19 protein-coding genes and 1 pseudogene are annotated in these 24,914 nt (G+C 70.1%); 7 read left to right on the top strand and 13 right to left on the bottom strand.

All coding sequences use genetic code 11. The annotated features are described in order from the left end of the window. The coding region (locus ABKA17_RS47540; protein ID WP_353698724.1) for a 2-oxoacid:acceptor oxidoreductase family protein at positions 1-507 on the bottom strand (507 nt) is incomplete at its 3' end. Between the two features lie 321 nt (positions 508-828). Between ABKA17_RS47540 and ABKA17_RS47535 the strand changes: the two genes are divergently transcribed. After that, the gene (locus ABKA17_RS47535; protein WP_353698723.1) at positions 829-3,192 is read left to right on the top strand and encodes an ATP-binding protein; all 2,364 of its coding nucleotides are present in this window, start codon (positions 829-831) and stop codon (positions 3,190-3,192) included. Further along, positions 3,192-4,799: an AMP-binding protein gene (locus ABKA17_RS47530; protein WP_353698722.1), complete on the top strand. Its 1,608-nt coding sequence runs from the start codon at positions 3,192-3,194 to the stop codon at positions 4,797-4,799. The genes ABKA17_RS47535 and ABKA17_RS47530 overlap by 1 nt, the downstream gene beginning before the upstream one ends. A gap of 215 nt (positions 4,800-5,014) precedes the next feature. Here the strand turns inward: ABKA17_RS47530 and dxs are convergent, their stop codons facing one another. From dxs to ABKA17_RS47500, 6 genes are all read right to left on the bottom strand, one after another. Then, entirely contained in the window at positions 5,015-7,339 is a 2,325-nt protein-coding gene (dxs, locus tag ABKA17_RS47525; protein WP_353698721.1) for a 1-deoxy-D-xylulose-5-phosphate synthase, read from the bottom strand. 75 nt (positions 7,340-7,414) lie between these two features. Beyond that, a complete protein-coding gene (locus ABKA17_RS47520) occupies positions 7,415-8,353 on the bottom strand; it encodes a Gfo/Idh/MocA family protein (RefSeq protein WP_353698720.1) in 939 nt (312 codons plus the stop codon). After that, complete coding sequence (locus tag ABKA17_RS47515; RefSeq protein ID WP_353698719.1) at positions 8,350-9,459, bottom strand: Ldh family oxidoreductase; 1,110 nt, start codon at positions 9,457-9,459, stop codon at positions 8,350-8,352. Before ABKA17_RS47515 ends, ABKA17_RS47520 begins: the two co-directional genes overlap by 4 nt. Before the next feature lie 93 nt (positions 9,460-9,552). Continuing rightward, positions 9,553-10,869, bottom strand: coding sequence for a M20/M25/M40 family metallo-hydrolase (locus ABKA17_RS47510; RefSeq protein WP_353698718.1), 1,317 nt, complete (start codon positions 10,867-10,869; stop codon positions 9,553-9,555). After that, complete coding sequence (locus ABKA17_RS47505; RefSeq protein WP_353698717.1) at positions 10,850-11,806, bottom strand: sugar phosphate isomerase/epimerase family protein; 957 nt, start codon at positions 11,804-11,806, stop codon at positions 10,850-10,852. The genes ABKA17_RS47510 and ABKA17_RS47505 overlap by 20 nt, the downstream gene beginning before the upstream one ends. Next, positions 11,796-12,842 carry a Gfo/Idh/MocA family oxidoreductase gene (locus ABKA17_RS47500; protein WP_353698716.1) on the bottom strand — a complete coding sequence of 349 codons (1,047 nt, stop codon included), beginning with the start codon at positions 12,840-12,842 and terminating at the stop codon, positions 11,796-11,798. The genes ABKA17_RS47505 and ABKA17_RS47500 overlap by 11 nt, the downstream gene beginning before the upstream one ends. A gap of 607 nt (positions 12,843-13,449) precedes the next feature. Here ABKA17_RS47500 and ABKA17_RS47495 point away from each other — a divergent pair. From ABKA17_RS47495 to ABKA17_RS47480, 4 genes are all read left to right on the top strand, one after another. Continuing rightward, positions 13,450-14,121 carry a succinate dehydrogenase gene (locus tag ABKA17_RS47495; RefSeq protein ID WP_353698726.1) on the top strand — a complete coding sequence of 224 codons (672 nt, stop codon included), beginning with the start codon at positions 13,450-13,452 and terminating at the stop codon, positions 14,119-14,121. 2 nt (positions 14,122-14,123) lie between these two features. Beyond that, positions 14,124-16,073: a fumarate reductase/succinate dehydrogenase flavoprotein subunit gene (locus tag ABKA17_RS47490; RefSeq protein ID WP_353698715.1), complete on the top strand. Its 1,950-nt coding sequence runs from the start codon at positions 14,124-14,126 to the stop codon at positions 16,071-16,073. Next, on the top strand, positions 16,070-16,822 hold the full coding sequence (locus ABKA17_RS47485) for a succinate dehydrogenase/fumarate reductase iron-sulfur subunit (RefSeq protein WP_353698714.1): 753 nt from the start codon (positions 16,070-16,072) through the stop codon (positions 16,820-16,822). The genes ABKA17_RS47490 and ABKA17_RS47485 overlap by 4 nt, the downstream gene beginning before the upstream one ends. Before the next feature lie 135 nt (positions 16,823-16,957). Further along, positions 16,958-18,487, top strand: coding sequence for an FAD-binding oxidoreductase (locus tag ABKA17_RS47480; RefSeq protein ID WP_353698713.1), 1,530 nt, complete (start codon positions 16,958-16,960; stop codon positions 18,485-18,487). Between the two features lie 122 nt (positions 18,488-18,609). Here ABKA17_RS47480 and ABKA17_RS47475 read toward each other — a convergent pair. The 6 genes and pseudogenes from ABKA17_RS47475 to ABKA17_RS47450 form a co-directional block, all read right to left on the bottom strand. Beyond that, positions 18,610-19,348 (bottom strand): annotated as a pseudogene (locus ABKA17_RS47475) (vWA domain-containing protein). Positions 19,349-19,576: 228 nt separating this feature from the next. Continuing rightward, complete coding sequence (locus ABKA17_RS47470) at positions 19,577-20,245, bottom strand: nucleotidyl transferase AbiEii/AbiGii toxin family protein (protein WP_353698725.1); 669 nt, start codon at positions 20,243-20,245, stop codon at positions 19,577-19,579. Positions 20,246-20,253: 8 nt separating this feature from the next. Further along, on the bottom strand, positions 20,254-20,643 hold the full coding sequence (locus ABKA17_RS47465; RefSeq protein WP_353698712.1) for a hypothetical protein: 390 nt from the start codon (positions 20,641-20,643) through the stop codon (positions 20,254-20,256). Between the two features lie 113 nt (positions 20,644-20,756). Next, positions 20,757-21,134, bottom strand: a complete 378-nt coding sequence (locus tag ABKA17_RS47460; protein ID WP_353698711.1) for a toxin Doc — start codon at positions 21,132-21,134, stop codon at positions 20,757-20,759. After that, positions 21,134-21,370 (bottom strand): hypothetical protein, encoded by a 237-nt coding sequence (locus tag ABKA17_RS47455; RefSeq protein WP_353698710.1) that lies wholly within the window; start codon positions 21,368-21,370, stop codon positions 21,134-21,136. Before ABKA17_RS47455 ends, ABKA17_RS47460 begins: the two co-directional genes overlap by 1 nt. A gap of 168 nt (positions 21,371-21,538) precedes the next feature. Next, positions 21,539-22,777 carry an NlpC/P60 family protein gene (locus ABKA17_RS47450; protein ID WP_353698709.1) on the bottom strand — a complete coding sequence of 413 codons (1,239 nt, stop codon included), beginning with the start codon at positions 22,775-22,777 and terminating at the stop codon, positions 21,539-21,541. Between the two features lie 195 nt (positions 22,778-22,972). On the opposite strand from ABKA17_RS47450, the gene ABKA17_RS47445 reads away from it, so the two are divergent. Then, positions 22,973-23,347, top strand: coding sequence for a hypothetical protein (locus ABKA17_RS47445; RefSeq protein ID WP_353698708.1), 375 nt, complete (start codon positions 22,973-22,975; stop codon positions 23,345-23,347). The last annotated feature ends 1,567 nt before the right edge of the window (positions 23,348-24,914 follow it).

The following is a 24,914-nucleotide window of genomic DNA, read 5'->3' as shown; positions in this document are numbered from 1 at the left end:
GAACATGTTCTTGCTGCGCTCGGCCTCTTTGCGGCTGAGGTCGAATTCCTTGAGGGCCTCGACGGTCAGCGTGGTCAGAGGGACCGGATGGAGGCTGTAGCCGTCGAGGGAGCCGTCCTCCAGTGGCGAGGCCGCGTAGCCCACTTTCTGCATGGCGCGTTTGGTGAACTCGTCGGTGTTGAGGATGATCTCCGCGCCGCGCGGCAGGTCGCCGATGTTGGCTTTCAAAGCGGCGGGGTTCATGGCGACGAGGACGTTGGGCGCGTCGCCGGGGGTGAGGATGTCGTGGTCGGCGAAGTGGAGCTGGAAGGAGGAGACACCCGGCAGGGTTCCGGCGGGTGCCCGGATCTCGGCGGGGAAGTTCGGCAGCGTCGACAGATCGTTGCCGAAGGACGCCGTCTCGGAGGTGAACCGGTCACCGGTGAGCTGCATACCGTCACCCGAGTCCCCCGCGAAGCGGATCACCACTCGGTCGAGACGCGTAACTGGCTTGGCCTGAAGGCTCACTGTGGTCGGCCCCTCGCTTCATTCCGGACTCTCACGCGGCCGCCCATTCGACCGCCCCGTACTTGTGAAGGGCTAAATCCGCCAGGGGCCGCCTCGATTCGACGCCACCGCGAAATGGCTGGAACGAGGCCCCTCACCGGGTTTTCGGCCTGGTCGGAGCGGTCGTAGCGAGCCACCGGGATCAAACGGACGTCCGGATTCTTCAGAGGGCCTTAAGTCATGGTCGAGTCGTGGTCCCTAGCGTTCAGTCGCACACCGTGGAGTACCGGGAGTACCCGAGCCTGTGGCGCACATCGGCGCCCGGTGGTCCTGAGGGGAAACATGCTGACCGATTTGCCGGTGCACGAGCCGACGACGGAGATAGTGGGTCGCGAGCTGGAGCTGACGTCGGTGTGCGGACGGCTCGAGGACGCAGGCCTTCGGCTGATCACACTCGCCGGCGCCGCAGGCGTGGGCAAGAGCCGCCTGGCCGCCGAGGCCGCCCATCTGCTCGACGGCGCCTTCCCCCGCGGCATCCGCACCGTGGACCTGCCCGCCTGCCCCGGCCCCGAGGAGGCGGTGGCCGCCGTCGCCCGGGCCGTCGACGCCCTGCGCGGGCCTCTTCCCGGGGCGCACGAGCCCTCCACGGCGGGTGACGCCGCTGCCGTACAGAACCCGGTGGGCGGCCTCGTGCCCCGGCCCCGGGCTCTGCTGATCCTCGACGGGGTGGAGCACATCGCCGCCCGGCTGGCCCCCGTCGTCGCCGACCACCTGGCCGCCCACCCCTGGCTCACGGTCCTCGCCACCGGCCAGGAGGTGCTGCGCATCTACGGCGAGCAGGTGGTCCCGGTGACGGCGCTGTCCCCGCCCGGCCCGCTCATCGAGCCCGACGTCGCCGACGTGCAGGACAACCCGGCCGTGCAGCTGTTCACGCGCCGCGCCCACGAGGTGAACCCCGGCTTCGCGCTCACGGCCGAGAACGTCGCCTCCGTCGTCGACATCTGCAACCTGCTGGAGGGCGTACCCCTCGTCCTGGAACTGGCCGCCCGCCGGCTGCGGTTGTTCCCGTTGCAGGAGGTGCAGTCGTGGCTGCACCGGGCCGGCGACAGCCACCTGTCCGGACCGGTCGACGTACCGCCCCGGCAGCGCTCCCTGCTCGCCGCCGCCGAATGGAGCTGCCAGGGACTGACCGCCGGGCAGCGTTCCCTGCTCGCCCGCCTCGCGCTGTTCCGGCAGGGCGCCACCCTCGCCACCGCCGAGAAGGTCTCCCCGCTGCCGCCCGCCGAGACCGCCGCCGCGATCGAGGAACTGCTCGACCGCAACCTGCTCCGGCTCGACGAACGCCGGCACACCGACAGCAGGTTGATGATGTCGCGCACCATCCGCGTCCACAGCCTCGCCGTCCTCGACAGCGACCCCGAGGAGGCCTCCGCGGCCCGCCGGGCCCACGCCCGGCACTACCAGAAGCTGATGCACTCCCTCGAGGGCCGCTTCTACGGCTCCGAGCAGCAGCACTGGCTGCGGCTGGCCGTCGCGGAGCACGACAACGTCCTGGCCGCCCTCGACCACGTGGCCGAAGGCACCGACCTCGCCGCGCGTGCCGCCCTGGTCACCGCGTGCCTGCGCCCGTGGCTGGTCAGAGGCGAACTCAAGGTGGGCCTGCACTGGTTCGACTCCACCGCACAGGCCCTGCACGAGGCGGCCGACCGGTCCGACGGCGGCGAGGAGGAGACGGAGCTGCGGCTGCGGGCCCGGCTGCACACCGGCGCCGGCCTGCTCGCCGCCGCCCTGGGCGACCACGACGGCGCCGCCCACCGGCACCGCAGGGCCGTCGCCCTGTACAAACGCCTGCGGGACGCGCGGGCCGGGGCGCTGGCCTCGGCCCGCATGGGGTACGCGCTGTTCCGGTGCGGCGACCAGGCGGTCGGCCGGTCCCTGCTGACCGCGTCCCGCACCGCCCTGGAGGGCCAGGGCGACACGGTGGGATCCGCGGAGGCGGCCGCCTGTCTCGCCGAGGTGACGGCGGCCTGTGGCCAGCCCCAGGAGGCCCTGCCCCTGCTGGAGCGGGCCGAGCGCATCCAGCGCCAGAACGGCGAGATCCGCGACCTGGCCCGCACCCTGCATCTGCGGGCCCGGCTCGCCTGGGACGAGGACGACGAGACCGGCGCGCAGGCGGCGCTGCGGCAGAGCCTGACCCTGTACGACTCGATCGACGAGCGCACCGAACTGCCCACGGCGCTCGACACGTTCGCCCTGCTCATCCAGCGGGGCGCGGGCCAGCCGCAGCGCGCCACCCGGCTGCTGGCCGCCGCCGAGAACCTGCGCCGGCGTACCGGGGTGAAGGTCGACGGCGAACGCTGGGACCGGCTCCAGAGCGCGGTCACCGAACTGCGCGGCCAGCTCGGCTGGAGCGTGTTCGCCACCGCCTGGGTCGAAGGACTGCGGATGCGGCCCGAGGCGATGGTCGCCGAGGCGCTCGCCGCGGTCGAGCCCGGCCAGGGCACCGAACGCAGCGAGGCCGCGGCCCTCACCCCCCGGCAACTGCAGGTGGCGCTCCTGGTTGCCGAGGGCATGACGAACCGGCAGATCGCCGCCCGGCTCAAGATCGCCGAATGGACGGTCGTCAACCATGTGCGCAACGTGATGCGCAAACTCGGCTGCCGCTCCAGAGTCCAGGTGGCCTGGGCCGTCGGCAGGCGACGCTGATGACGGCGTCCCGGCACGCGCCGCAGGACCTCACCCTGCGCACCGGTCTGTGGGCGGCGCAACCGGCGCCCGCCGCCGAGGCACCCGCCGGCCGCGACGGCAGCGTCCCGCTCGCCGACCTGCTGGCCGCCGTCCGGCCACCCGCCGAGCAGCAGGGCCGCTTCACCGCCGAGGGCCACTGGCGCACCGGCACCCTGCTGCACGACCTGTACCGCCACGCCGCCGCGCACCCGCACCGCACCGCGATCGTCGCCCACCGCGCCCATCACCCCGCCGCCACCCGCGTGCTGCGCATCTCCTACGGCCAACTCGCCCGCTACGTCGACCGGTTCGCGCACGCCCTGGACGCCCTCGGTGTCCACGCCGGCGACCCCGTCGCCTTCCAGCTGCCCAACCGGTGGGAGACCTGCGCCCTGCTGCTGGCCTGCGTGCGGATCGGCGCCGTCGCCGTACCCGTGATGGCGGGATACGGCGCCCGTGACCTGGAGAGCGTCCTCGGCGCCGCCCAGGCCCGGATCTGTGTCGTCCCCGACCGGTGGGAGGGCACGTCCCCCGCCCGGGTCCTGGCCGATCTGGCGCCCGCCCTGCCCTGGCTGCGCCACCGTGTGGTGCTCGGCGACGCGGCCGACACCGGCGCGGTCGACTTCACCCGGCATTTCGTGCGGACGCCCCACGAACGCTACCGGCGCCACGGCTGGCTGCCGCTGCCCGCCGGCCTCGCCGACCGGATCACCCTCGCCGTCACCTCGCTGGGCCTGCACTCCGCGCACAGCATGGCCATGCACACCCCCAACACCTTGTACGCCGGCCTGGACCCGCGGGCGCGCGCCACCGCGTTCACGGCACTGCCGCTGGCCGCGCTGCCGTCGCTGCTGCACGCGGTGGTCGGCCCGCTCACCCACGGCTCCACCGTGGTCCTCCAGGACGTCTGGGACCCGGAGACGGCACTGGACCTGATGGCCGCGGCCGAGGTGCGCGCGGCGCTGGCCACCCCCGCGCAGTGGGCGGAACTGGTCGTCGCCCAGGAACAGCGGCGGCGCCCGCCGGACGCCCTCGAGCACGCGCTGCTGCCCGGCGGGTCCGGCGCCACCGCGCGCCTGGCCCTTCAGGTCCGCGAGACGCTGCGGGCGCCGCTGGAGGTGGCGGCGAGCGAGGTGGGGGACGGTGAGAGCGCCCCGGTCCTCGCCGCCGACGGCCACCGGCGCCCGCGCGGCCCCGGCCCCGCCTCGCCTCTGGCGCTGTGGCGACGCGAGGACGGTGGACTGCGCCCGGTCTGGGAGCGGGACCACGGCCGGATGGGTGCCGTCACCGAAGAGGTCGGCGGTGTCTTCCTGGTGCCCGTCACCGAGGTCGAGGAGCACCTGCTGACCCATCCGAACGTCGCCGAGGCCGCCGTCGTCGCCGGCACCGACCCCGAACACGGCGAACTGGCCTGCGCCGTCGTGGTCCCCGAGGGCGACCCGCCCACCCTGCTCGACCTGCGCACCCATCTGCTCTCCCGCGGCATCCTGACCGCACACCTCCCCGCCCGCCTCGAACTGGCCCCGTCCCTACCCCGCTCCACCACCGGCCACGTCCTCCACCACCACCTCCGCCCCACCACCTGACCGGCGACGCCGCCTCACGGTTCACGTCCTCCGGGGCCCGTCCGGCCCGCTCACCGGTGCCGCCCGCCCTACGGTTCACCTCCTCCGCGGCCCCTCCGGCCGTCACCCGTCGACCGGCACCGGCGCCGTCCCGCCCCGGAGTCGCCTGCCGCGCGGCCCGCCCGGCCGCCTTTGGTCGACCGGCACCGGCGGCGGCCCGCTGCGCCGCCCACCTCCTACGCCGCCTGTCCGGCCGCCGCCCGTACCCCGGTGTCGCGGCGGTCGAGGGTGGCGCTGACGTGGAGGGCGATGTCGCTCGGTGTGAGGCTCAACTTCCTTAGGATCTCGGCGCGTTCGGCGTGCTCCAGGAACTCCTGGGCGATGCCGAACTTCCGCAGCGGGGTGTCCACCCCGGCCGCCCGCAGCGCCTGCGCGACCGCCGAACCCACGCCGCCGGTCAGCTCGTTCTCCTCGACCGTGACCACCAGCCGGTGCCGGCCGGCCAGCGGCACCAGATCGGGGTCGACCGGCTTGACCCAGCGCGGGTCGACGACGGTGCAGCCGATGCCCTCACCGGCCAGCAGGGCGGCGGCGTCCAGCGCGGTCCGTGCCATCGAACCGACCGCGACGATCAGGACGTCCTCCCCGTCCCCGCGGTGCAGCACGTCGATCCCGCCGACCGTGTCGACCGCGTCGAGGTCCGCGTCCACCGCCCCGTCGGGGAAGCGCACCGCGGTCGGTCCGTCGGCGGCCACCGCCTCCCGGAACAACTCGGTCAGCCGCCTGCCGTCACGCGGCGCGGCGATCCGCAGCCCCGGCACCATCTGCAGGATCGACATGTCCCACACGCCGTTGCGGCTCGCCCCGTCGTCCCCGGTGACCCCGGCCCGGTCCAGGACCAGCGTCACCGGGAGCCGGTGCAGGGCCACGTCCAGCAGTGCCTGGTCGAAGGCCCGGTTGACGGACATGGCGTGCATGGCCACCACCGGGTGCAGTCCGCCCAGCGCCAGTCCGGCCGCCGAGGTCACCGCGTGCTGTTCGGCGACACCCATGTCGAAGGTCCGCTCCGGGAACGCCTGGGAGAAGTCCGCCAGACCCGTCTGCTCCATCAGCCCGGCCGTCACCGCGACCACGTCACGGCGCCGCCGGCCCGCCGCGACCAACTCCTCGGAGAACACCGACGTCCAGGTGCGCACCGGGGCGGGCATGTCGCGACGGGCGCGCGCGGCGTAGGAGCCCGGGGCCCGGTAGCGCTCCGGGTCGTCGGTCTCGGCAGGCGTGTGACCGGCACCTTTGACGGTCACGGTGTGCACCAGGACCGGCCCGCCGTGCTCCCGGGCCTGCTCCAGCGCCCTCTCCAGGGCCGCGATGTCGTGCCCGTCGACCGGACCGACGTACTTCAGCCCCAGCCCCTCGAACGGGTTCTGCGCGACGGCCACGTCCCGCAGTTGCTGCCGGGCGCCCTGGAATCCCTCGTACAGGGTGCCGCCGGGCACCGGGGTGCGCTTGGCGACGACCCGGCCCCACTCCAGGAACCGCTCGTAGGCGGGCGAGCCCCGCAGCCTGGTCCCGCGCCCGGCGCCCGCCGCGGCGGAGCGGCCGTTGTCGTTGAGGACGATGACGACGGGCCGGTCCTTGGCCGCCGCGATGCTGTTGACGGCCTCCCAGGCCATCCCGCCGGTCAGCGCCCCGTCACCGATCACCGCGACGACCGCGCGGTCCCGCTCGCCGTTGAGCTCGTGCGCCTTGGCCAGACCGTCGGCGTAGGACAGGGCGGTGGAGGCGTGCGAGTTCTCCACCAGGTCGTGCACCGACTCGGCCTGCGAGGGATAGCCCGACAGGCCGCCCGCCCGCCGCAGCGAGTCGAACCGGTCGGCGCGCCCGGTGAGGATCTTGTGCGCGTACGTCTGGTGGCCGATGTCCCACAGGATCTGGTCCCGCGGTGACTCGAACACCCGGTGCAGTGCGAGCGACAGCTCCACCACACCGAGGTTCGAGCCCAGATGGCCGCCTTTCTCGGGGACCTTGCGCACCAGCAGGTCGCGGATCTCGCCGGCCAGCGCCCGCAGCGCGTCGTGGTCGAGGTGGCGCAGGTCGCGTGGGGAGCCCACGGTGGCCAGCAGCGAGCCGAGTTCCTCCTCGCGGGCCCGGTGTCCGGCCGTCGGCACGAACCGGATCCGGGCGCCCGGCTCCAGGCCGACGTCCGGACCGGTGCGCGGCGGATCGCAGGCGATCAGGATGTTGTAGTGGTTGGGGAAGTGGCAGGCGTCCCAGCCCAGGACCGTGCCGATGCGCTCCCGGCCCACCCACACCTCGTCACCGCGGTCCAGCACACCCGCGCCGGCGATCTCCGCGAAGCCGAGGAAGCCCACCCGGTCGACCCTGCCGCCGGGCGGGGTGTCCACCTGGTCGGTGGTGACCAGCTCGTGGACCTCGCCCTGCTGCACACACCGGCTGCGGTGCTCCTCCAGGACCATGCCCCGGTCGTCCCGGCGGTGCTTGAGGACCTTGACGACGGTGCCGTCGACGCTCTTCTTACGGCCGTTCTCCGGGTGTGCCATGACGGTCGGCTCCTTGGCGGTACGTGACGGGCGGTGGGGCGGGGGGACGGGGGGGGCTTGGCGGGGCCGGGCCGCTCAGCTGCGTGCGAGGGCCGGCTCGGCGGCGTAGACCTGGCCGACGAGTTCGAGCGTGGCCAGACCGTCGGGCCAGCTCGCGCGCTCCCCGCGCAGGACCTCGCCGAACTCCCGCAGCACACCGACGTACTCGTGGGCCAGGGAGCTCTTGAAGGCCGGGTAGCCGGCGAGCATGTCGGTCGACAGGACCCTGCCGTCGGCGAGGAGGATCTCGACGTCCTTGCGCTCGCCGTGCGCGTAGGCCCAGTCGAGGTCGACGACGGCCGTGACGCCCTCGGTGCTCTGCAGGGTGATGACGGCGATCCGGTCGATGCCGGTCTCGTCGCGGCCGACGCTGGCCTCCTTGAAGGCCACGTCGTCGCCGAGGAACAGATGGACGACGTCGATGGCGTTGGGGCCGTTGTCCGCGACGCAGCCGCCGCCGCAGCGCTCGGGGTCGAGGTACCAGCGGTCCTTGCCGACGTGCTCCTCGATCTTCTCCCAGTAGCGCACCGTGAGCCGCTCGACGGGCACGTCGGTAGGCAGGGCGGCCAGCAGGTCCAGGACGTTGGTGTTGTAGCGGCGGTGGTAGGCGGTGAACAGCGCCACGCCCTTCTCCGCGGCGAGGTCGCGCAGTGCGCGTCCCTGCTGCACGGTGATGCCGAGGGGCTTCTCCACGCACACCGCGACACCGGCGGCGAGCGCGTCCCGGCAGACCTCGAAGTGCACGTCGTTGGGGACGTTGACGACGACCGCGTCCAGTTCGGTGGAGGCCAGCAGTTCGCGGTGGTCGGTGAAGACCGGGATGGTGCCCCGGTGCGGGTCGAGGGTGGCCTCGTTCAGGTCGCACACGGCGGCCAGTTCGATGTCCTGGATCTCGCCGGCCAGGGCGTCGACGTAGAAGCGGGAGATGACACCCAGGCCGATGATGCCGATACGGATGCGGGGCTGCGTGCTCATCGGGTGCCTCCGAAGGGGGTCGGAACGGTCAGGGAGTGCTGGTCGGCGACGGCCTCGAGCTCGGCGTAGAGCGGGGCGGCCAGCGGGACACCGTGCTCACGGGATGCGCGGGCGTGCTGCGCCTCGGGCCAGCCCGGGTAGCGCACGGGGGAGCCGGGGTCGAGGGCGGGGGCGTCGAGCAGGGCGCCGAAGAGGTCCTCGGACTGCTGCAGGAACGTGCCCTGGTCGCGGAGCCTGCCCGGCGCGATGGCCAGGACGAAGAAGCCGATGTTGTCGTCGCGGCCCTTGGTGGAGGTGGGGCCCATCTCGGCGCCCGGCAGCAGCGCCGCGAGCGCCTCCACCATCAGGCTGAGCGCGTAGCCCTTGTAGGCGCCGGTCTCGGGCCGGCCGCCCAGCCACTGGAGGTGGGCCTCGCCGCGGTCGAACGCGGTCGGGTCGGTGACCGGCCGGCCCGCGTCGTCGATGAGCCAGCCCTCCGGTATGGACTGTCCGGCGCGGGCCGCGGACCGTACCCGGCCGGTCGGGACGACCGTGGTGGACATGTCCAGCACGTACGGCGGGTGGGGGCCGGCCGGTGCGGCGATGGAGAAGGGGTTGGTGCCCAGCAGGGCCTGGGAGGCGCCCGGCGGCCGGATGATCCGCTGGCCGCCGCAGTTGCCGGCGAGGAAGCCGAGGGCGCCCTGTTCGGCGGCGTGCGCGGTGAAGTGTCCGGCGCAGCCGAAGTGGGTGCCGTTGTAGAGGGAGACCATGCCGACGCCGTGGGTCTCGGCGCGTTCCAGCGCCAGGTCCATGGCGGCCCGCGCGGACCACAGGCCGAGTGCGTCGTGCGAGTCGACGAGGACGGCCGCGCCGCGGTCGGCGACGATCTCCAGGTCGGCCGTGGGGTCGGCGCGCTGGTCGTCGAACAGCGGCAGGTAGAGGCGGGTCAGGTTGGCCAGGCCGTGCGAGGTGACACCGGTCAGGTCGCCGTGGACCAGGGCGCGGGCGGCGATCTCGGCCCGGTCGGGTGCCAGACCACGGCGGGTGAACACCTCGGCGGTGAACCCGGCCAGCTCGTGGTAGTCCAGTCGCACGGTGGTGCGGTCGAGGGTCGCGGTGGTGGTCATCTTCTCCTCATTCACGTGATGTCACAGGGGTTGTGGCGGACCGGCGGGGCGTCGGGCGTTTGCCCTGTGGCCGGGTGCCGATCCGGTGCGCCCTCAGAGCAGTTCGGTGTGCGCGGTCGCGGCGAAGGCGGTCAGCAGTTCCGCCACGTCGCCCGCGAACGCCTCCAGTTCGGCCCGCTCGGCGAACTCGCCTTCGGCGTGCGCGTGGTTGGCCTCCAGGTCGCCGGGGCCGAGGACGGCGGTGAACACCCCCGGCAGATGGCCCGTCCAGATCGCGTCGCAGGTGAAGGCGGGCAGGTCGGCGGGCCAGCGGGGCAGGCCCACCCGCTCGGTGAGCAGTTCCTCCGCCCAGCTGTCGTGGGCGTCCAGCGTCGGCAGCCGCCGTTTGAGCCAGTCCACCCGGGTGATCAGCGGGCCGTCGGCGGCGGTCTTCGCCAGCAGCGGGCTGCCGGCGCACCGGCCCTTGAAGTCGGCGAGCCCCCTCCGGACCTCCTCGTGCAGCGCCTTCTCCAGGTCGGCGGCCTCGGCGGCGGAGCCGTAGGACAGGTTCAGCAGCAACTGCCCACTGCCGTACACCTTGTTGTGCAGCGGCCCCGTCTGGAGCCCCGCCACGCACACCTGCCCGCTGCCGGCCCGGGCGGGCAGCGTCCGCGCCAGATGCCCGGCCAGATGGCCGAGGAGCACCGTCGCGTTGTGACCGGCGGCCGGGGCGTCGTCGATCGCGTCGTCGCCGTCGACCTGGACGCGCGCCGTCATCGCCGCGGTGGAACGGGTCAGCAGCCGGCCGCGCGTGGGCTCGCAGAAGATGTTCAGCCGGCCCGTGTACCCCCGCTCCACCAGGGGCCGGGTGCCGCACACCCCCATGGCGCCGCCCTCCTCACCGGACACCACCTGGATCAGGACACCGATCTCGGTGCCGATCCGCGGGTCGGCGTCCGCCGCCGCACGGACACCGGCGAGCAACGCCACCGCGGGGCCCTTGGCGTCGATGGCCCCACGTCCGTAGAACGTCTGCCCGTCCAGCCGCACCGGCTGCCGTCCGGCGACGGTGTCCATGTGCACGTTGAACATCACCGTCGACTGCCGGGGCAGCTTCGGCCCGAGCCGCAGCACCAACGAGGGCTGCACCCGCAGGAATTCGGCGTCGTGGGCGATCGCCGAGCGCACCGCGGCCGGCACCTGCTCGTCGGTGAGCTCCTCCGCCGCGCACGTACCGTGCCACTCGACGGTGAACCCCAGGGCCCGGGCCGCCTCGGCGTAGGCGAGCTGCGCCTCCCACAGCCGGACCTCACCGGTGGGCGTGCCCTCCAGCGGGCCGGCCGTGTTCAACGACAGCAGATGCAGCAGCAGATCGTCGTCGGCCCGGGTCAGCGGCGCGTGACGCGTTCCCTCAGCGGTCGGAGCGGACACGACGGTCCTCCTGTCTGGCGGTACGGCGGGAATCGAGGACTTCGGTGGCGACGAGCCGCTCCAGATGGCGGCCGTACTCGGCGAACAGGGCGGGCCCGTCGTCGCCCAGCTCGGTACGGCTCTCGTGGGGCCGCAGGGCCAGATGCGGCTCGATCGACCACACGCCCGCGTAACCGGCCTCCAGCAACAGCCGCAGACAGTCCGCGACCCGGCTGTTCCCCTCGCCCGGCAGGGTGTAGGCGGCCGTGCTGCCGCTGCCCACGGCGTCCTTGACGTGGACGTGTGCCACGGCCTCGGGGCAGACCTCCAGCAGCCGCTCCAGCTCGTCGTAGGCCTGGTAGTGGTAGGCGGCGCCGTTGCCGGTGTCGAACAGCAGCCGCAGCGCCGGACTGTCGACCTCGGTCAGCAGCCGCCACATCCGCTCCGCGCTGCGCCCCGCCCAGCCGGCACAGTTCTCGTGCAGCAGCACCAGCCCGTACTCGGCGGCCCGCGCGGACAGCACCCGCATCCGGCGGATCACCTCGGCGCCCCAGTCGGCGTCGTCCAGACCGTCGTTGGGATACGACATCACCCGCACGTACCGGGTGCCGAGCGCCGCACAGCGCGGGCCGAGCCGTTCCAGTTCCCACAGGTCGGCGTCGATGCCCTGGCTGATCGGCCTCGACCAGTCGGCGATCCGCGAGTCCACGCAGGCGATCCCCAGCCCCGCCGCGCGCACCGTGCGGACACAGGTGTCGAAGGCCTCGCCGTCGAGGTCGGCGAGCGCGATGCCGTCGATGCTGCGCAGTTCGATCAGCTGCCAGCCCAGCGCGGTCACCGCCGCGATCTGGTGGTCGAGGCTGCGTCCGGCCTCGTCGCCGATACCGGCGTAGAGGATCCCGGGCACCGCCTCCCCCCGCGGAGGCGGGCCGGTGGCCACGGTCCGGTCAGGAAGCATGACGTACGACCTCTGGCTGGAAGGTGCTGACCTCGGCCCCCAGACGGGACAGCCGCGCATGCTCCTTCGCCTCGGCGAGCAGGGTCGTCACACCGGCGTTGAGCTGGAAGTCGGGCTCCAGGTCGGCGCCGTAGGCGAACTGCTCGTAGGCGTGCACCAGGAACCGGGAGAGCGAGTCGTCCCGGAACACCGGCTGCGGCACCAGGCCCTCGATCGAGGTGGTCAGGTGAGCGTGGTCGTCGCTCTCGCTGATGGGGTAGTGACCCACCGCCCAGCCCCGGCTGAAGCCGAGCCGGATGACCCGCTCCCGCAGCGGCGAGGCGAGGTCGGAGAAGATCTCCGTCTGGCAGCCCGTCGTGTGGTCCAGGAACAGCCGCGCGGCCCCCATCTCGGGCACCACGACGTTCTTCACCCGCATGTCGCGCAGCTCGGCGCCCACCGTCTTGGCCTCGCCGGCCAGCGACAGCACCACACCCACCGAGTGCGGGAGTTCCACGTCGAAAGCGGTCGGATGTCCCTCGGTGGCCAGGGTGCGGGCGATGCGCGGCTTGCGCTGGGCGATGAACACCGTCTCCAGCTCGCCCAGTTCACCGCCCTGCACCAGATCGTGCAGGCGCAGGGTCAGCGCGCTCTGGAGCCAGTGCGCGACCACCATGAGCTCCAGCTTGCGCTCACGCCGCAGGTCGTCGATGTCGGGCAGCTCGGTGACCGTGGCCACCAGCGGCTTCTCCACGAGGATCTTGCGGAAGCCGAGGTCGGCGAGCTCGGTCAGCGGCCCCAGCCGGTGCGTGGGCGGAGTGCACAGGTGGACGATGGTGTTCTCGGGATCCAGCAACTCCCGTGCCTGGGCCAGGTCGTCCACGGCGATCACATCGGAGTCCGACAGCTGTGGCGTGCGTGGGTCGGCGTCGTGGACGACGGGCGGCTCGTCGGAGAAGAGACCGGCGTAGCGCTCCATACGGCGCAGCCGGCGCAACACGCTCCAGTGCAGGCCGTGGCCGGAGCGGCCGAATCCGACGATCAGCGTCCTCAGCATGGTGGGTTCACTCCTCGAGCAGGCTCGGTCGGTGGTAGCGAAAGGCCGCCTCGGCGTCATAACAGCCCTTTTCATAGTTTTCCGGGCGGCCACAGGGCAGCGAGAGACAACGAGAGACAGCAAGAGACACAGGCGGAGAAGAAGCAGGCGGAGAAGAAGCAGGAGCGACGACGGCAGCCGGCCGACCGGCTCTCATCCGAACCGGATCAGTCAGCGCCGCTTCGCACGGAACTCCGAGCGGGAGCAAGCAGGTGTGTCGGCATGGGCAATCTCGTGTCTCCCGTGTCGGCGGATCGGGATGCAGCGAGCGTGCCGACCGACGTCAACACCCGTCAACGAAACCGCCCGTCGAGCCCCGCACTCGCCCCCCACGACGGCTTTGCCCCCCTGCCCGCTGCCACGCCCACCCGCAGCCGGCCCTTTCCTGCCATAGGTGCTACACACACGCACCGGGCCCTTGCCATGCGCTTGCCATCCCCACGCCACACCCCCGGCACACAGCGGTCACCCCACTCACGCTCCAGCGTCCGTCCGGGATCTCTCGACCCGACCCGCCCTAACGTCTTGTGACATGGCTCTGGCAACGCGGACGAACCGGCGACCGTCCATGGCACGCACCCTGTGGGACAGCTCCGTCGGCAAGAAGACCGTCATGGCCGTCAGCGGCCTGATCATGCTGATGTACCTCGTCCTGCACATGCTGGGAAACCTGAAGATCTTCTTCGGCGTCGAGGACTTCAACGAATACGCCCACTGGCTGCGCACCCTGGGCGAACCGGCCCTGCACTACGAATGGGTCCTGTGGGGCCTACGCGCGGTACTGATCGTCGCGGTGATCGCCCACGGCATCTCCGCGTACCAGCTCAGCCGCCGCGACATCAAGGCCCGCCCCACGAAGTACGTCCACAAGAAGCCACGCGCCACCTACGCCACCCGCACCCTGCGCTGGGGCGGCGTCATCCTGGGCCTGTTCATCGTCTGGCACCTGCTCGACCTGACGACCGGCACCGTGCACACAGGCGGCTTCGAGCAGGGCCGGCCGTACCAGAACGTGCTGGACACCTTCTCCACCTGGTACGGCAACGTCATCTACATCACCGCGGTCTCGGCCCTGGGCCTGCACATCCGGCACGGCTTCTGGAGCGCCGCCCAGACCCTCGGCGCCGGCAGCCGCACCCGCGACCGCGCCCTGAAAACCACGGCCAACCTTCTCGCCCTACTGCTCACGGCCGGCTTCCTCGCCGTTCCCGTGGGCGTCATGACCGGAGTCGTGAGCTGAACATGAACGCATTCGCGGACTACAGAACCGGCGAGCCACTGGCCGACGCCAAAGCCCCCTCCGGCCCGGTCAACGAACGCTGGGACAAGCGCCGCTTCGAGGCGAAGCTGGTCAACCCCGCCAACCGGCGCAAGCACACGGTGATCGTGGTGGGGACGGGTCTGGCGGGTGGTTCGGCCGGTGCCACGCTCGCCGAACAGGGTTATCACGTGGTGCAGTTCTGCTACCAGGACTCTCCGCGGAGGGCGCATTCGATTGCCGCGCAGGGCGGTATCAACGCGGCGAAGAACTACCGCAACGACGGTGACTCGATCCACCGGTTGTTCTACGACACCGTCAAGGGCGGCGACTTCCGGGCCCGTGAGTCCAATGTGCACCGGCTGGCGCAGATCTCGGTGGAGATCATCGATCAGTGTGTGGCGCAGGGTGTGCCGTTCGCGCGGGAGTACGGCGGTCTGCTGGACACCCGGTCGTTCGGTGGTGTGCAGGTGTCCCGGACGTTCTACGCCCGCGGGCAGACGGGCCAGCAGCTGCTGCTGGGCGCGTATCAGGCTTTGAGCAGGCAGATCGCCGCCGGCAACATCGAGATGCATCCGCGTACCGAGATGCTGGATCTGATCGTCGTGGACGGGCGGGCGCGCGGGATCGTGGCCCGGGATCTCGTCACGGGGAAGATTTCCACGTACTTCGCTGACGCCGTGGTGCTGGCGAGTGGCGGCTACGGCAATGTCTTCTATCTGTCGACGAACGCCATGAACTCCAACGCCACCGCCGTGTGGCGGGCGCACCGGCGCGGCGCCTATTTCGCCAACCCGTGCTTCACGCAGATCCATCCGACGTGTATTCCGCGCACCGGTGACCATCAGTCCAAGCTGACGCTGATGAGTGAGTCGCTGCGTAACGACGGCCGGATCTGGGTCCCGAAGGCCAAGGGCGACACCCGCCCGGCCGGCCAGATCCCCGAGGACGAGCGGGACTACTACCTGGAGCGGATCTACCCCTCCTTCGGCAACCTGGTCCCGCGTGACATCGCCTCCCGCGCCGCGAAGAACGTCTGCGACGAGGGACGGGGGGTCGGGCCCGGCGGACAGGGTGTCTACCTGGACTTCGCGGATGCCATCGCGCGGATGGGGCGTAAGGCGGTGGAGGCCAAGTACGGCAACCTCTTCGACATGTACCAGCGGATCACCGACGAGGATCCGTACACCGTCCCCATGCGGATCTACCCGGCCGTGCATTACACGATGGGCGGTTTGTGGGTCGACTACGACCTCCAGACGACCGTCCCCGGTCTGTTCGCGATCGGTGAGGCCAACTTCTCCGACCACGGCGCGAACCGACTGGGCGCCTCCGCGCTGATGCAGGGCCTGGCCGACGGCTACTTCGTGCTCCCGGCCACCATCAACGACTACCTGGCGCGCAACCCGCACCAGGACGCGGTGACCGAGGAACACCCGGCCGTGCAGGAGGCGTTGGCGGAGACCGAGGACCGTCTCAACCTCCTCCTGTCGGTCGATGGTGACCGCACCCCGGACTCCTTCCACCGTGAGGTCGGGGAGCTGATGTGGGAGTTCTGCGGGATGGCCCGCACCGACTCCGGACTGCGCAAGGCCCTGGAACGCATCCCGCAGATCCGCGAGGAGTTCTGGCGCCGGATCAAGGTCCCCGGTACCGGTGAGGAGTTCAACCAGTCGCTGGAGAAGGCGAACCGGGTGGTGGACTATCTCGAACTCGCCGAGCTGATGTGCCTGGACGCCCTGCACCGCGCCGAGTCCTGCGGCGGCCACTTCCGCGAGGAGTCCCAGACCCCGGACGGTGAGGCGGAACGCCGGGACGACGAGTTCGGCTACGCGGCCGCCTGGGAGTTCACAAGTACGGGCTCCGCCCCTGTTCTGCACAAGGAAGACCTGGTCTTCGAGTACGTCCACCCCACCCAGCGGAGCTACGCATGAAGCTCACCCTGCGCGTCTGGCGGCAGAAGAACGCCGACGCCGACGGAGCGATGTCCACCTACGAGGTGGACGGCATCTCCAGCGACATGTCGTTTTTGGAGATGCTCGACACCCTCAACGAGGAGCTCATCCTCAAGGGCGAGGACCCGGTCGCGTTCGACCACGACTGCCGTGAGGGCATCTGCGGTGCCTGCTCGCTCGTCATCAACGGCGACGCCCACGGGCCGGAGCGCACCACGACCTGTCAGCTGCACATGCGGTCCTTCCAGGACGGCGACACGATCGACATCGAGCCGTGGCGGGCCTCGGCCTTCCCGGTCATCAAGGACCTGGTCGTGGACCGCTCCGCGTTCGACCGGATCATCCAGGCCGGCGGCTACGTCACCGCGCCGACGGGTGCGGCACCGGAGGCGCACGCCACCCCCGTACCGAAACCGGATGCGGACTTCGCGTTCGAGCACGCCGAGTGCATCGGCTGCGGGGCCTGCGTGGCCGCGTGCCCCAACGGGGCGGCGATGCTGTTCACTTCGGCCAAGGTCAACCACCTCAACGTCCTGCCCCAGGGCGCTCCGGAACGTGAGACACGCGTGCTGGACATGGTGGCCCAGATGGACGAAGAGGGCTTCGGCGGCTGCACGTTGGCGGGGGAGTGCGCCACGGCCTGCCCCAAGGGCATCCCGTTGGTGTCCATCACCGCCATGAACAAGGAATGGCTACGAGCCACGCGCACCGCACCCCGCCACCGCTGACGGGCTCGAACGGTCAGCCGAATTTAGTGATGTGCAAGAGCTACCGGAAAAACTCTCCCCCGTACCCGAGCCGACCCACGTGTACGGACTTCGCAACGCCTTGACCAGGAACGCGACACAAGGGGGACCTGACCTGTGATCAGCAGACGCTCGCTCATACGCACCGGCGCAGGCGTCGGCGCGACCGCCGCACTGACCGTCTCGACCGGCGGCATGGTGCTGGCCGGCGCCGGCTCCGCGGCCGCCGCACCCTCCTGGGACAGCCTGCGAGCCGCGCTCACCGGCACCCTCGTGCTCCCCGGAGAGTCCACGTACGACCAGGCGATCCAGCTCCACCAAGCCAAGTGGGACGTGATCCACCCCCAGGCGGTCGCGTACTGCAAGTCCACCGGCGACGTGGCCACCTGTCTCCGCTTCGCCCAGAACAACAGCCTGGCTTTCTCGGTCCGCAGCGGCGGCCACAGCAACGCCGGTTACTCGACCACGCCCGGCCTGGTCATCGACGTCTCCCGCCTCAACTCGGTGCGCGCCACGGGATCCACGGTCCGCCTGGGCCCCGGCGCCCAGGGTGTCGACATCACCAACACCCTCTCCGCGCTGGGACTCCAGGTCATCTCCGGGACCTGCCCCACGGTCGCGATGGGCGGCTTCCTCCAGGGCGGCGGCCTCGGCCCGGCCTCCCGCAAGTACGGCACGGCCGCCGACCGCCTGGTCTCGGCGAGGGTGGTCCTGGCCGACGGCAAGGCGCTCACGGCGTCCGCCAACGACAACCCGGACCTGTTCTGGGCCCTGCGCGGCGGAGGCGGCGGAAACTTCGGCATCGTCACCGAGTACGAGGTACGCCCGGTCTCGATCCCGTCGCTCACCCTGTTCAACCTGACCTTTGCCTGGTCGGACGCCGTGGACATCGTCCAGGCCTGGCAGCAGTGGGTCATCAGTGGTCCGCGTGAGCTGAACACGCAGCTGCTGTTCACCCTGGCGACCGACCAGGGAGGCGAGCCGCACGTCATCCTCACCGGCACCTACGCGGGCGCGCAGGCGGCTGCCGAGAGTGCCCTCAACAGCTTCATGTCGGCGCACGGCAAGGCCAGTGTGACCCGTCAGGTGGTCGAGCTGCCCTACCAGCAGGCCATGATGACCATCTTCGGCTGCGGCACCCAGACCGTCAGCGAGTGCCACCGCGTCGGCTACTCGCCTGAAGCGGTCCTGCCCCGCGAGTACAACGCCACGTACCGCAACACCCTCTTCAGCAAGGCCCAGACGCGCACCTCCGTCCAGGACACCCTGGCCCGCATGGAAGCCTCGCTGCGCCCCGGCCAGTTCCGCGTCCTGGCCCTGCTCTCCTACGGCGGCCGCGTCAACGACTTCGGCGCCGGCTCGACCGCCTACGTGCACCGCACCACCCAGTTCGAGGTGGGCATCCAGCTCGCCCACACCACGGCGACCCCCACCCAGGAGGACAGGGCCGCAGGCGACGCCTGGCTGAACTCCACCTTCACCACGGTCGAGACAGCCGGCAACCACGAGTCCTACCAGAACTTCATGGACCCGGCCCTCCCCAACTGGCAGCAGGCGTACTACGGCCGCAACTACCCGATCCTCCAAGCCGTCAAGGCCAACTACGACCCACACCGCTACTTCAACTTCGCCCAGTCCATAGCCTGAACCACTCTGCTTCTCCGCCGCCTCACGCCGAGGCGGCGGAGAGGACGGAACACACACCCAAAAGGGCTCTTACACGAGCCCGGAGTCCCGCCCACCCGAGACTCGAGTCCCTCCGGCCCCTGTCAAGAGACGACACCGGCAGAACGAGCGTCGGCCAGCCATTCCGGAAACTCGCTCAGCAGCCGGTCGTACAGCAGTTGGTCGTCAACGGCTTGAGGATCACGACCGGCGTGGAAGAAGCCCGCGTTGTCGATCACACGGGTGGCCGGGACGGCCAGGGTGTCGAGCTTGCGCAGGAACGCGAACTCGTTGTCGTCGGGATCGCCGAACCCGACGAACTGCCAGAACAGCGGCAACCGGGCGGCCTTGCACAGGTAGCGCTCGGCAGCGATACGACTCGTGGGCCCGCCGTCCGTCTGGAAGACCACCAGCGCGGGGGAGCAGCTGCCGGAATCGAGGAAGTGGTCGATGACCGCGTCCATGGCCCAGTGGTAGTTCGTACGGCCCATGTGCCCCAGGTTCTGGTGCAGTTTCTCGATGCGACCCTGGTGGCGGCCCAGCGTGAGATCAGTGACGCCGTCGATGTCGGTGGAGAAGAACACCACCGGCACGATGCCGTCATCGTCGAAGTGCGCAGAAAACGTCAGGACCTGCTCAGCAAGATGCTGGACGCTGCCGTCCCGGTAGTACGGGCGCATGGAACCCGGATCGATCCAGAACGAGGTAGACCGCGGCACGCACCCCTTCCAGCCCACGCTCGCGAATACTCACTCCGGCCTTCTTGTAAAGACTGACCAGACCAGGCGCCGCTTCTTGGACCTCGGCCAGACTGATGGCAGGGCTTTGCTCGATGCCGCTCATGTCAGTAACTCTCGCGGATCCGGTCTCAGAGCAACGGCCGTTGAGGAAACGCACGATGCCCGCATCCCGTACGACGAAAGCGGCAACAACCGTCGGGCCAGTCCGGTGCGCACGGCCTGGCTGACAGGGAAGGCGCTGAGGCACTGCCGGATCCTGAGCCGAGGACGCGTAGGCCGTGGTCGACGGCCTCCTCCTCAGGCGGCCGTGGGCTGAGGCCGGTGTGCGGGGTCAGTCCTGGTCGTGGGCCTGGTCTTCTTCGAGGAGCCTGCCGGCGAGGTCGTCGGCCCACTCCACGGCCCAGACGCGCAGCGCGGTGATGGTGGGTGCGTCGAGGCCGTATGCGGCGAACGCTTCGTCGTCGGTCCATTCGGCGCCCGCGAGGTTGGCCTGGAGGTCTTCTCGTTCGAAGCGCCCCCGGGCGTGCCGCCGGCCGAATTCCTCGAGGTCAGCTGTGCTCCAGCGGCGGGAGGCGGCGAACACGTCGATCAGGTCCCGGGGCGCACCCCTGTCACCCAGGGCGCGTACCTTCGTCCCGATCACGTCCTCCTCCGCGAGAACGGGCCCGTACGGGCTGTCGGCGACGGGACGCCAGAAGATCTCCTTGAGGATGTCGACTTCGACTTCCTGGCCCGTGTCCGGGTCGCGGACGGTGAATCGAGCGGACAGCGGTGCTGTCTCCAGGGACTGCACCTGCCAGCCGAGCTGCTGAAGGCCACTGCGCAGCGCGGCAGCGATGTCAGCCATGGGAGTGGGGTTCTCGGTGGCGAGATCGAGGTCCTGACTGGGCCGGCTGACCAGCCGGTGTGCCCGCACCGCGTAGCCGCCGGTCAAGACGAGGGGATAGGGAGAACCGAGAGTGATGACGTCCGCCAGGAGCCGCGCGTGCAGCTCCGGCATGTCCTGGCTCACGCAGCCGCCCGGCCGCGCGCAGCGAGCTGAGGGAAGGCGTCTTCCCAGACGGTGCGCACAGTGCGGCCCACCAGACGGCGCAGCGTCGGCCACAGCTCAAGCAGAACATCCTGATTGAGGCAGGCGGCGAGGTCCTCACGAAGACCTTCATGCAGCACGGTGCGGTACAAGCCCATGCGCTGACGGGGCTTGTCCAGGTCATAGGACGTCAACCCGGACCACGCCACATGCAGCGGAAGGTCCACCACACCCCGTGCGGGACCCCGCAGCTCCTCCAAAGACGCGGGCAGACGCTGCTGGAACTTCTGCCGATACAGCGCCAGGTCGTCCACGTACGATCCTGCCGGACCGGTCCTGGACGCAGGGGAGTGATCACTGGCTGCCATACCTTCATTATGACGGCGGGGCGTGGCACGCACCCCTGACCAGACGACGCGCAGCAGCAACTCGACACAGCCGCGGAGGGCGAGGCACCAGCCAGGGACTACTGAGCCACGATTCAGAGTCTCCAGGCGCGCAGCTGTTCGGCAACGTCCGAGACGCGAAGCCGCGAATCACGGATCTTCCGCACGAGGTCCGACAGAGCGCCGTAGGGCGGATCGATGCCTTCCCCGGACTGGTCCATGTACTGGGCCGCGACGAACGCGGCGAACAGACTGTTGCGATAGGGGAGAGGCTCCAGCCGCACGATGGTGTGCATCAACGCGGCCGCCCGCCAGGCCACGTCCGGATCGGCGGCCTCAAGGGTAGGCAGCTTGGTCTTGTGCCGGGCAACGGCGGCAACCAGAGCCGAGTAATCAGCGACCGACATGTCCTCGGCACCGAGGGCGGCCTCCTGAACATCAAGCAGCCAGGAGACATCGACGTACAGATGCATCAGGCGACCGCAGCCCTGCCTCCACCCACGGGCGGCACCTCATCGGGAAAGGCCTCGTCGAACTCGGCCCGCAACCGATCAGCCCACACCCCGGCCCCGGCCACGAACCGCTTCCGGTGCATCTCCCGCACCCCAAGATCATGCAGATACTGCTTGAGGCTCTTCCCATCGGCAGCCGCAGCCGCCCGCACACCCTCAAGCTCCTCATCGGTGAAAGACACATTCAAAGACGGCATACCCCGATGGTACCTACTAGGTGCCACCGACGCGAGACCGAAGTCCGACAACGAAAGCCACTGGTCAGACACCCGAGCATCGCGGCCCCGCCACACGGGAGCCGGTATGGCCGGATGACCGCGGCAGGGACGCCGCGATCACCCGGCCGTACGGTGAGGCGCCGTCGGTCAGAACCAGCCGGTGCATTCGATGCTGCCGCCCCGGCCGTTGGTGCCGCAGGCACGCATCAGGAGGCCGGAGTCGTTCCACTGGGTGGTGTACGCGTCGTTGCCCGAGGTGACAGTGGTGTAGCCCAGCATCGGCTGCCAGGTGTTGCCTCCGTCGGCGCTGCGGTCGACCCAGATCTCGTCGCCGACCGTGCCCCCAGTGATGCGGCCCCAGGCGCACTCGGTGGTGCCGTTGTAGCGGAGCTCCACGGTACGGCCGAACACGGTGGTCGACTTCGCCGTCCAGGCACCCGCCGAGTCCGGCTGGGTACCGTCGCCGCAGGACGTGTTGTTCTCCGCGCCGGCCAGAGTTCCACCGATCGGTGGGAAGTCACCGCAGGACGGTACGTCCTTGAGCAACGCCGGCCCCTGGACGAAGAGATTGCTGATCCAGCTGTCGTAGTCCGGCAGATACGACCAGACGTTGTTCACCATGCCGTCGACCGTGGCCCGCTCACCCACCCGCTGGCACAGCACCCGCACCTCCACGGAGATGCCGTTGCCGTTGGTGAACTTGATCTGGCTGCCGGTGTTGGAGTCCTGCCGCAGATTGGGCTGGCCCCACGTCTTGTGGAACGAACCGCGGCCCTCCCAGTTCCACACCACCGGCATGGCCTCGGCGTGCGGACGGAACGCGCCCTTGTAGCGATCCCAGCGAGCACTGATGGTGTTGACCTGGATCTTCGCGCCGGATTCGGGTGCCTCGACCATCATTCCGTTGCCGAGGTAGAGCGCGACGTGCGTCGGCCCCGCGTCAGGAGGGCCGAAGTACATGATGTCGCCGGGCAGCAGCGCGGCCGACCCCTGCGACTTCAGCAGCTTCGTGTGCGCGTACCCCGGCGCGGCGAAGGTCGCCTGCGTCGTGCGCTCGGTGATGAGGTCCCGGCCGGTCGCCTTGTACCAGGCCCAGCGCACCAGACCGATGCAGTCGAAGCTCCAGTACGTCGGGTCCGCGGCGGTCTCCGGATACCAGCGGTCGTAGATGCCCTGGCTCGGACCGGGCATCCCCTGCGCATGACCGCCACCCCAGGCGTACTGCCGCCCGACGTAACGACACGCCACCTGCACGGCCGCCTGCGCCGCCTGGCTCGCACCGGACTGCAACGGCGCGCACCCCGTGGCAGCGGCCGCCGGCGCGGCCGAGACGACCGGCAGACCGAGACTCACCACCGTCACCAGCGCGGCCAGCAACAGCCGCACCCGACGCCCCGCTCTCCCCGTGCCCCAAGATCTACGCACTCTGCCCACAGCACTCCCCCTGGTCTCGGCGATCCCCCGCGAACGTATGCACTCGCCCTGCGCCCCGGTCCCTGACATCTGTCAGGACCTGCCCGCGCACCCACTCCGTACGGTTTCCGGCGATCACCCAAGCCCACGGGAGAGGAATCACCTTCCATGCGCACCATGCTCAGGCGCGCCACCGCGCTGGCCCTCGCCACCCTCACCGCGACCGCCGTCGCGACGGCCACCGCACAGGCCAAGCCGGCCGACGACTGGGCAGGCTGTCCGTACGGCGCGGTCTGCATCTACCCGCAGAACCAGAACCCGGCCATCTCCCCGAGCCACATCTACTGGACCTACGGCGCCCACAACCTCAACAACCAGGTGGGCAACCACTGGGTCCTGAACAACCAGTACGACGGCGCGGTCGTCGAACTCTGCCTCAGCTACAACGCCAACGACTGCACGTCGTCAATCCCAGCCGGACACGGCGAGTACCGCGACCTGGGTCCCATCAACTCGCTGCACCTGAGGCCGCACTACAACTAGACGAGCAACTCAAAGGCGCGCAGGCCCTGCCGTCCTCCGGCCGGCCGGAGGACGGCGAAGCTCGGGGGCGGAGGCCGAGCACGATCGGGCTGACATCCGGCTGCTCCGCAAGCGCGTCATCCATGAAGCCCGCTCCCGCCGCAACTTCCACCGCCCCCTGGACGATCACCAGATACGAAGCTCTTGCACGAGCCCAGAGCCGCGCTCACCCGCGATGTCAGTCCCTTCGGTCCCTGACTACGACTGTCGGACCATGGCCAGGACTCTCGAGTCGCGGAGCGTCAGGGCTGGCGCCGCCAGAGCGGACGCCGGTCAGCCATTTCAGGAACTCGCTCAGCAGCTCTCGGAGCTTTTCAGTAGCCGCGGCCCAGCCGATCCCACCACCGCGCGGCCGATGAAACGGACATGACGCTGGACCTCCCGCACGAGGCCAAGCTCCGCTGAGCCGCTCGGGACAGGAGAGACAGCTCCTGTGCAACCTGCTCGCTGATTCGCGCGTATGTATGACCGGTGACCGCATCAAGCGGCACCGGACCCCGGTAAACAACGGAGGAAAAAGTGCGCAAAGCAGCAATCGGTTTGCTCGTGGCACTGGCGGCGGTACTCGCGGTATCGCCACTCGTCAACGCTGACCAGACCGACACCGTCGCCTGCTGCGGCCCTATCCCGAAGTAGTGGGTACCCACCGCTAACACGATCTTGCAGTGAGGGTCCGTCAGCTTGCTGGCGGACCCTTCGCCTCAACCGGAACAGGCAGACACGAGACGGCGTCTGCCTCTTCTCGCCTAGGGATCGGCATAACGGCGGCTGTGTCGAATCCGTTCAGCAATGCTGTCAGCTCCGCGATCTTCTTCCGAGCCGCATCAGCCTGTGCGGCGATCTCACGTACCGCCCTTTCCCCTGGAGGGGAACGGTGTACGAGCCTGACCGTATTGGTGGGTTCAGCTTCTGACTGGACACGAGCGTTTCCCCTCTAGGGGAACCGTGCGTCCCAATCTGACACTCAAATAGCCCTCAGCGATACACAGCACCTCATCTGACCTGCAGTGATACGAGCGCTCTCTATATGCGTTGTAGTTAGTCGAGCAGATGGGGGTCGGGGTTCTTGCTGTGTCTGGTGTTGCCTCGAACGGGTTGTCGTACATCCGTGTGGATGGTGGGTGGCATCAGCGGTTCTGAGTCTCGGGTGGTGCTGGCCATGACGGACAGGCAACTGCATGGCGTGGTTGCTGTGGGTGGGGTATGGGGACGCATCGGCAGGGAAGGGGGCACGCCGGGGTGAGCTTGGCGGCTGTCGGGCGGTGGTGAGTGTCTTGGGGCACGCGGTTTGAGTGGTGGTTGTCGGTCGGCGGGGGCCGACGTCTGTAGGGGAAGGCTTTCACCTGACGACATATCAGCTGATGTGTCGTCATTTATTTCTGATGACTCGTCAAGTCACCCTGCTGTGATGTTGTGTGTTGTTGTGTCGGTGGGGTCTCGTCATTGAGTTGTCAGTGCTTGGGATGGTTTTTAGGCAGGCCAGGGCGGGTTCTTGTGGCTGACTCATGATGTGGCTCGGTTGCTGTCA

Source organism: Streptomyces sp. RG80 (genome assembly GCF_040446465.1).
GTDB lineage: Bacteria > Actinomycetota > Actinomycetes > Streptomycetales > Streptomycetaceae > Streptomyces.
Note: the sequence above shows the minus strand (reverse complement) of the source record. Positions and strands in the feature narration are given on the sequence as shown.

Coding starts and splice junctions, on each gene's coding strand:
- ABKA17_RS47535 (WP_353698723.1), top strand. CDS start 829: ATGCTGACCGATTTGCCGGTGCACGAGCCGACGACGGAGATAGTGGGT.
- ABKA17_RS47530 (WP_353698722.1), top strand. CDS start 3,192: ATGACGGCGTCCCGGCACGCGCCGCAGGACCTCACCCTGCGCACCGGT.
- dxs (WP_353698721.1), bottom strand. CDS start 7,339: ATGGCACACCCGGAGAACGGCCGTAAGAAGAGCGTCGACGGCACCGTC.
- ABKA17_RS47520 (WP_353698720.1), bottom strand. CDS start 8,353: ATGAGCACGCAGCCCCGCATCCGTATCGGCATCATCGGCCTGGGTGTC.
- ABKA17_RS47515 (WP_353698719.1), bottom strand. CDS start 9,459: ATGACCACCACCGCGACCCTCGACCGCACCACCGTGCGACTGGACTAC.
- ABKA17_RS47505 (WP_353698717.1), bottom strand. CDS start 11,806: ATGCTTCCTGACCGGACCGTGGCCACCGGCCCGCCTCCGCGGGGGGAG.
- ABKA17_RS47500 (WP_353698716.1), bottom strand. CDS start 12,842: ATGCTGAGGACGCTGATCGTCGGATTCGGCCGCTCCGGCCACGGCCTG.
- ABKA17_RS47495 (WP_353698726.1), top strand. CDS start 13,450: ATGGCACGCACCCTGTGGGACAGCTCCGTCGGCAAGAAGACCGTCATG.
- ABKA17_RS47490 (WP_353698715.1), top strand. CDS start 14,124: ATGAACGCATTCGCGGACTACAGAACCGGCGAGCCACTGGCCGACGCC.
- ABKA17_RS47485 (WP_353698714.1), top strand. CDS start 16,070: ATGAAGCTCACCCTGCGCGTCTGGCGGCAGAAGAACGCCGACGCCGAC.
- ABKA17_RS47470 (WP_353698725.1), bottom strand. CDS start 20,245: ATGCCGGAGCTGCACGCGCGGCTCCTGGCGGACGTCATCACTCTCGGT.
- ABKA17_RS47465 (WP_353698712.1), bottom strand. CDS start 20,643: ATGGCAGCCAGTGATCACTCCCCTGCGTCCAGGACCGGTCCGGCAGGA.
- ABKA17_RS47460 (WP_353698711.1), bottom strand. CDS start 21,134: ATGCATCTGTACGTCGATGTCTCCTGGCTGCTTGATGTTCAGGAGGCC.
- ABKA17_RS47455 (WP_353698710.1), bottom strand. CDS start 21,370: ATGCCGTCTTTGAATGTGTCTTTCACCGATGAGGAGCTTGAGGGTGTG.
- ABKA17_RS47445 (WP_353698708.1), top strand. CDS start 22,973: ATGCGCACCATGCTCAGGCGCGCCACCGCGCTGGCCCTCGCCACCCTC.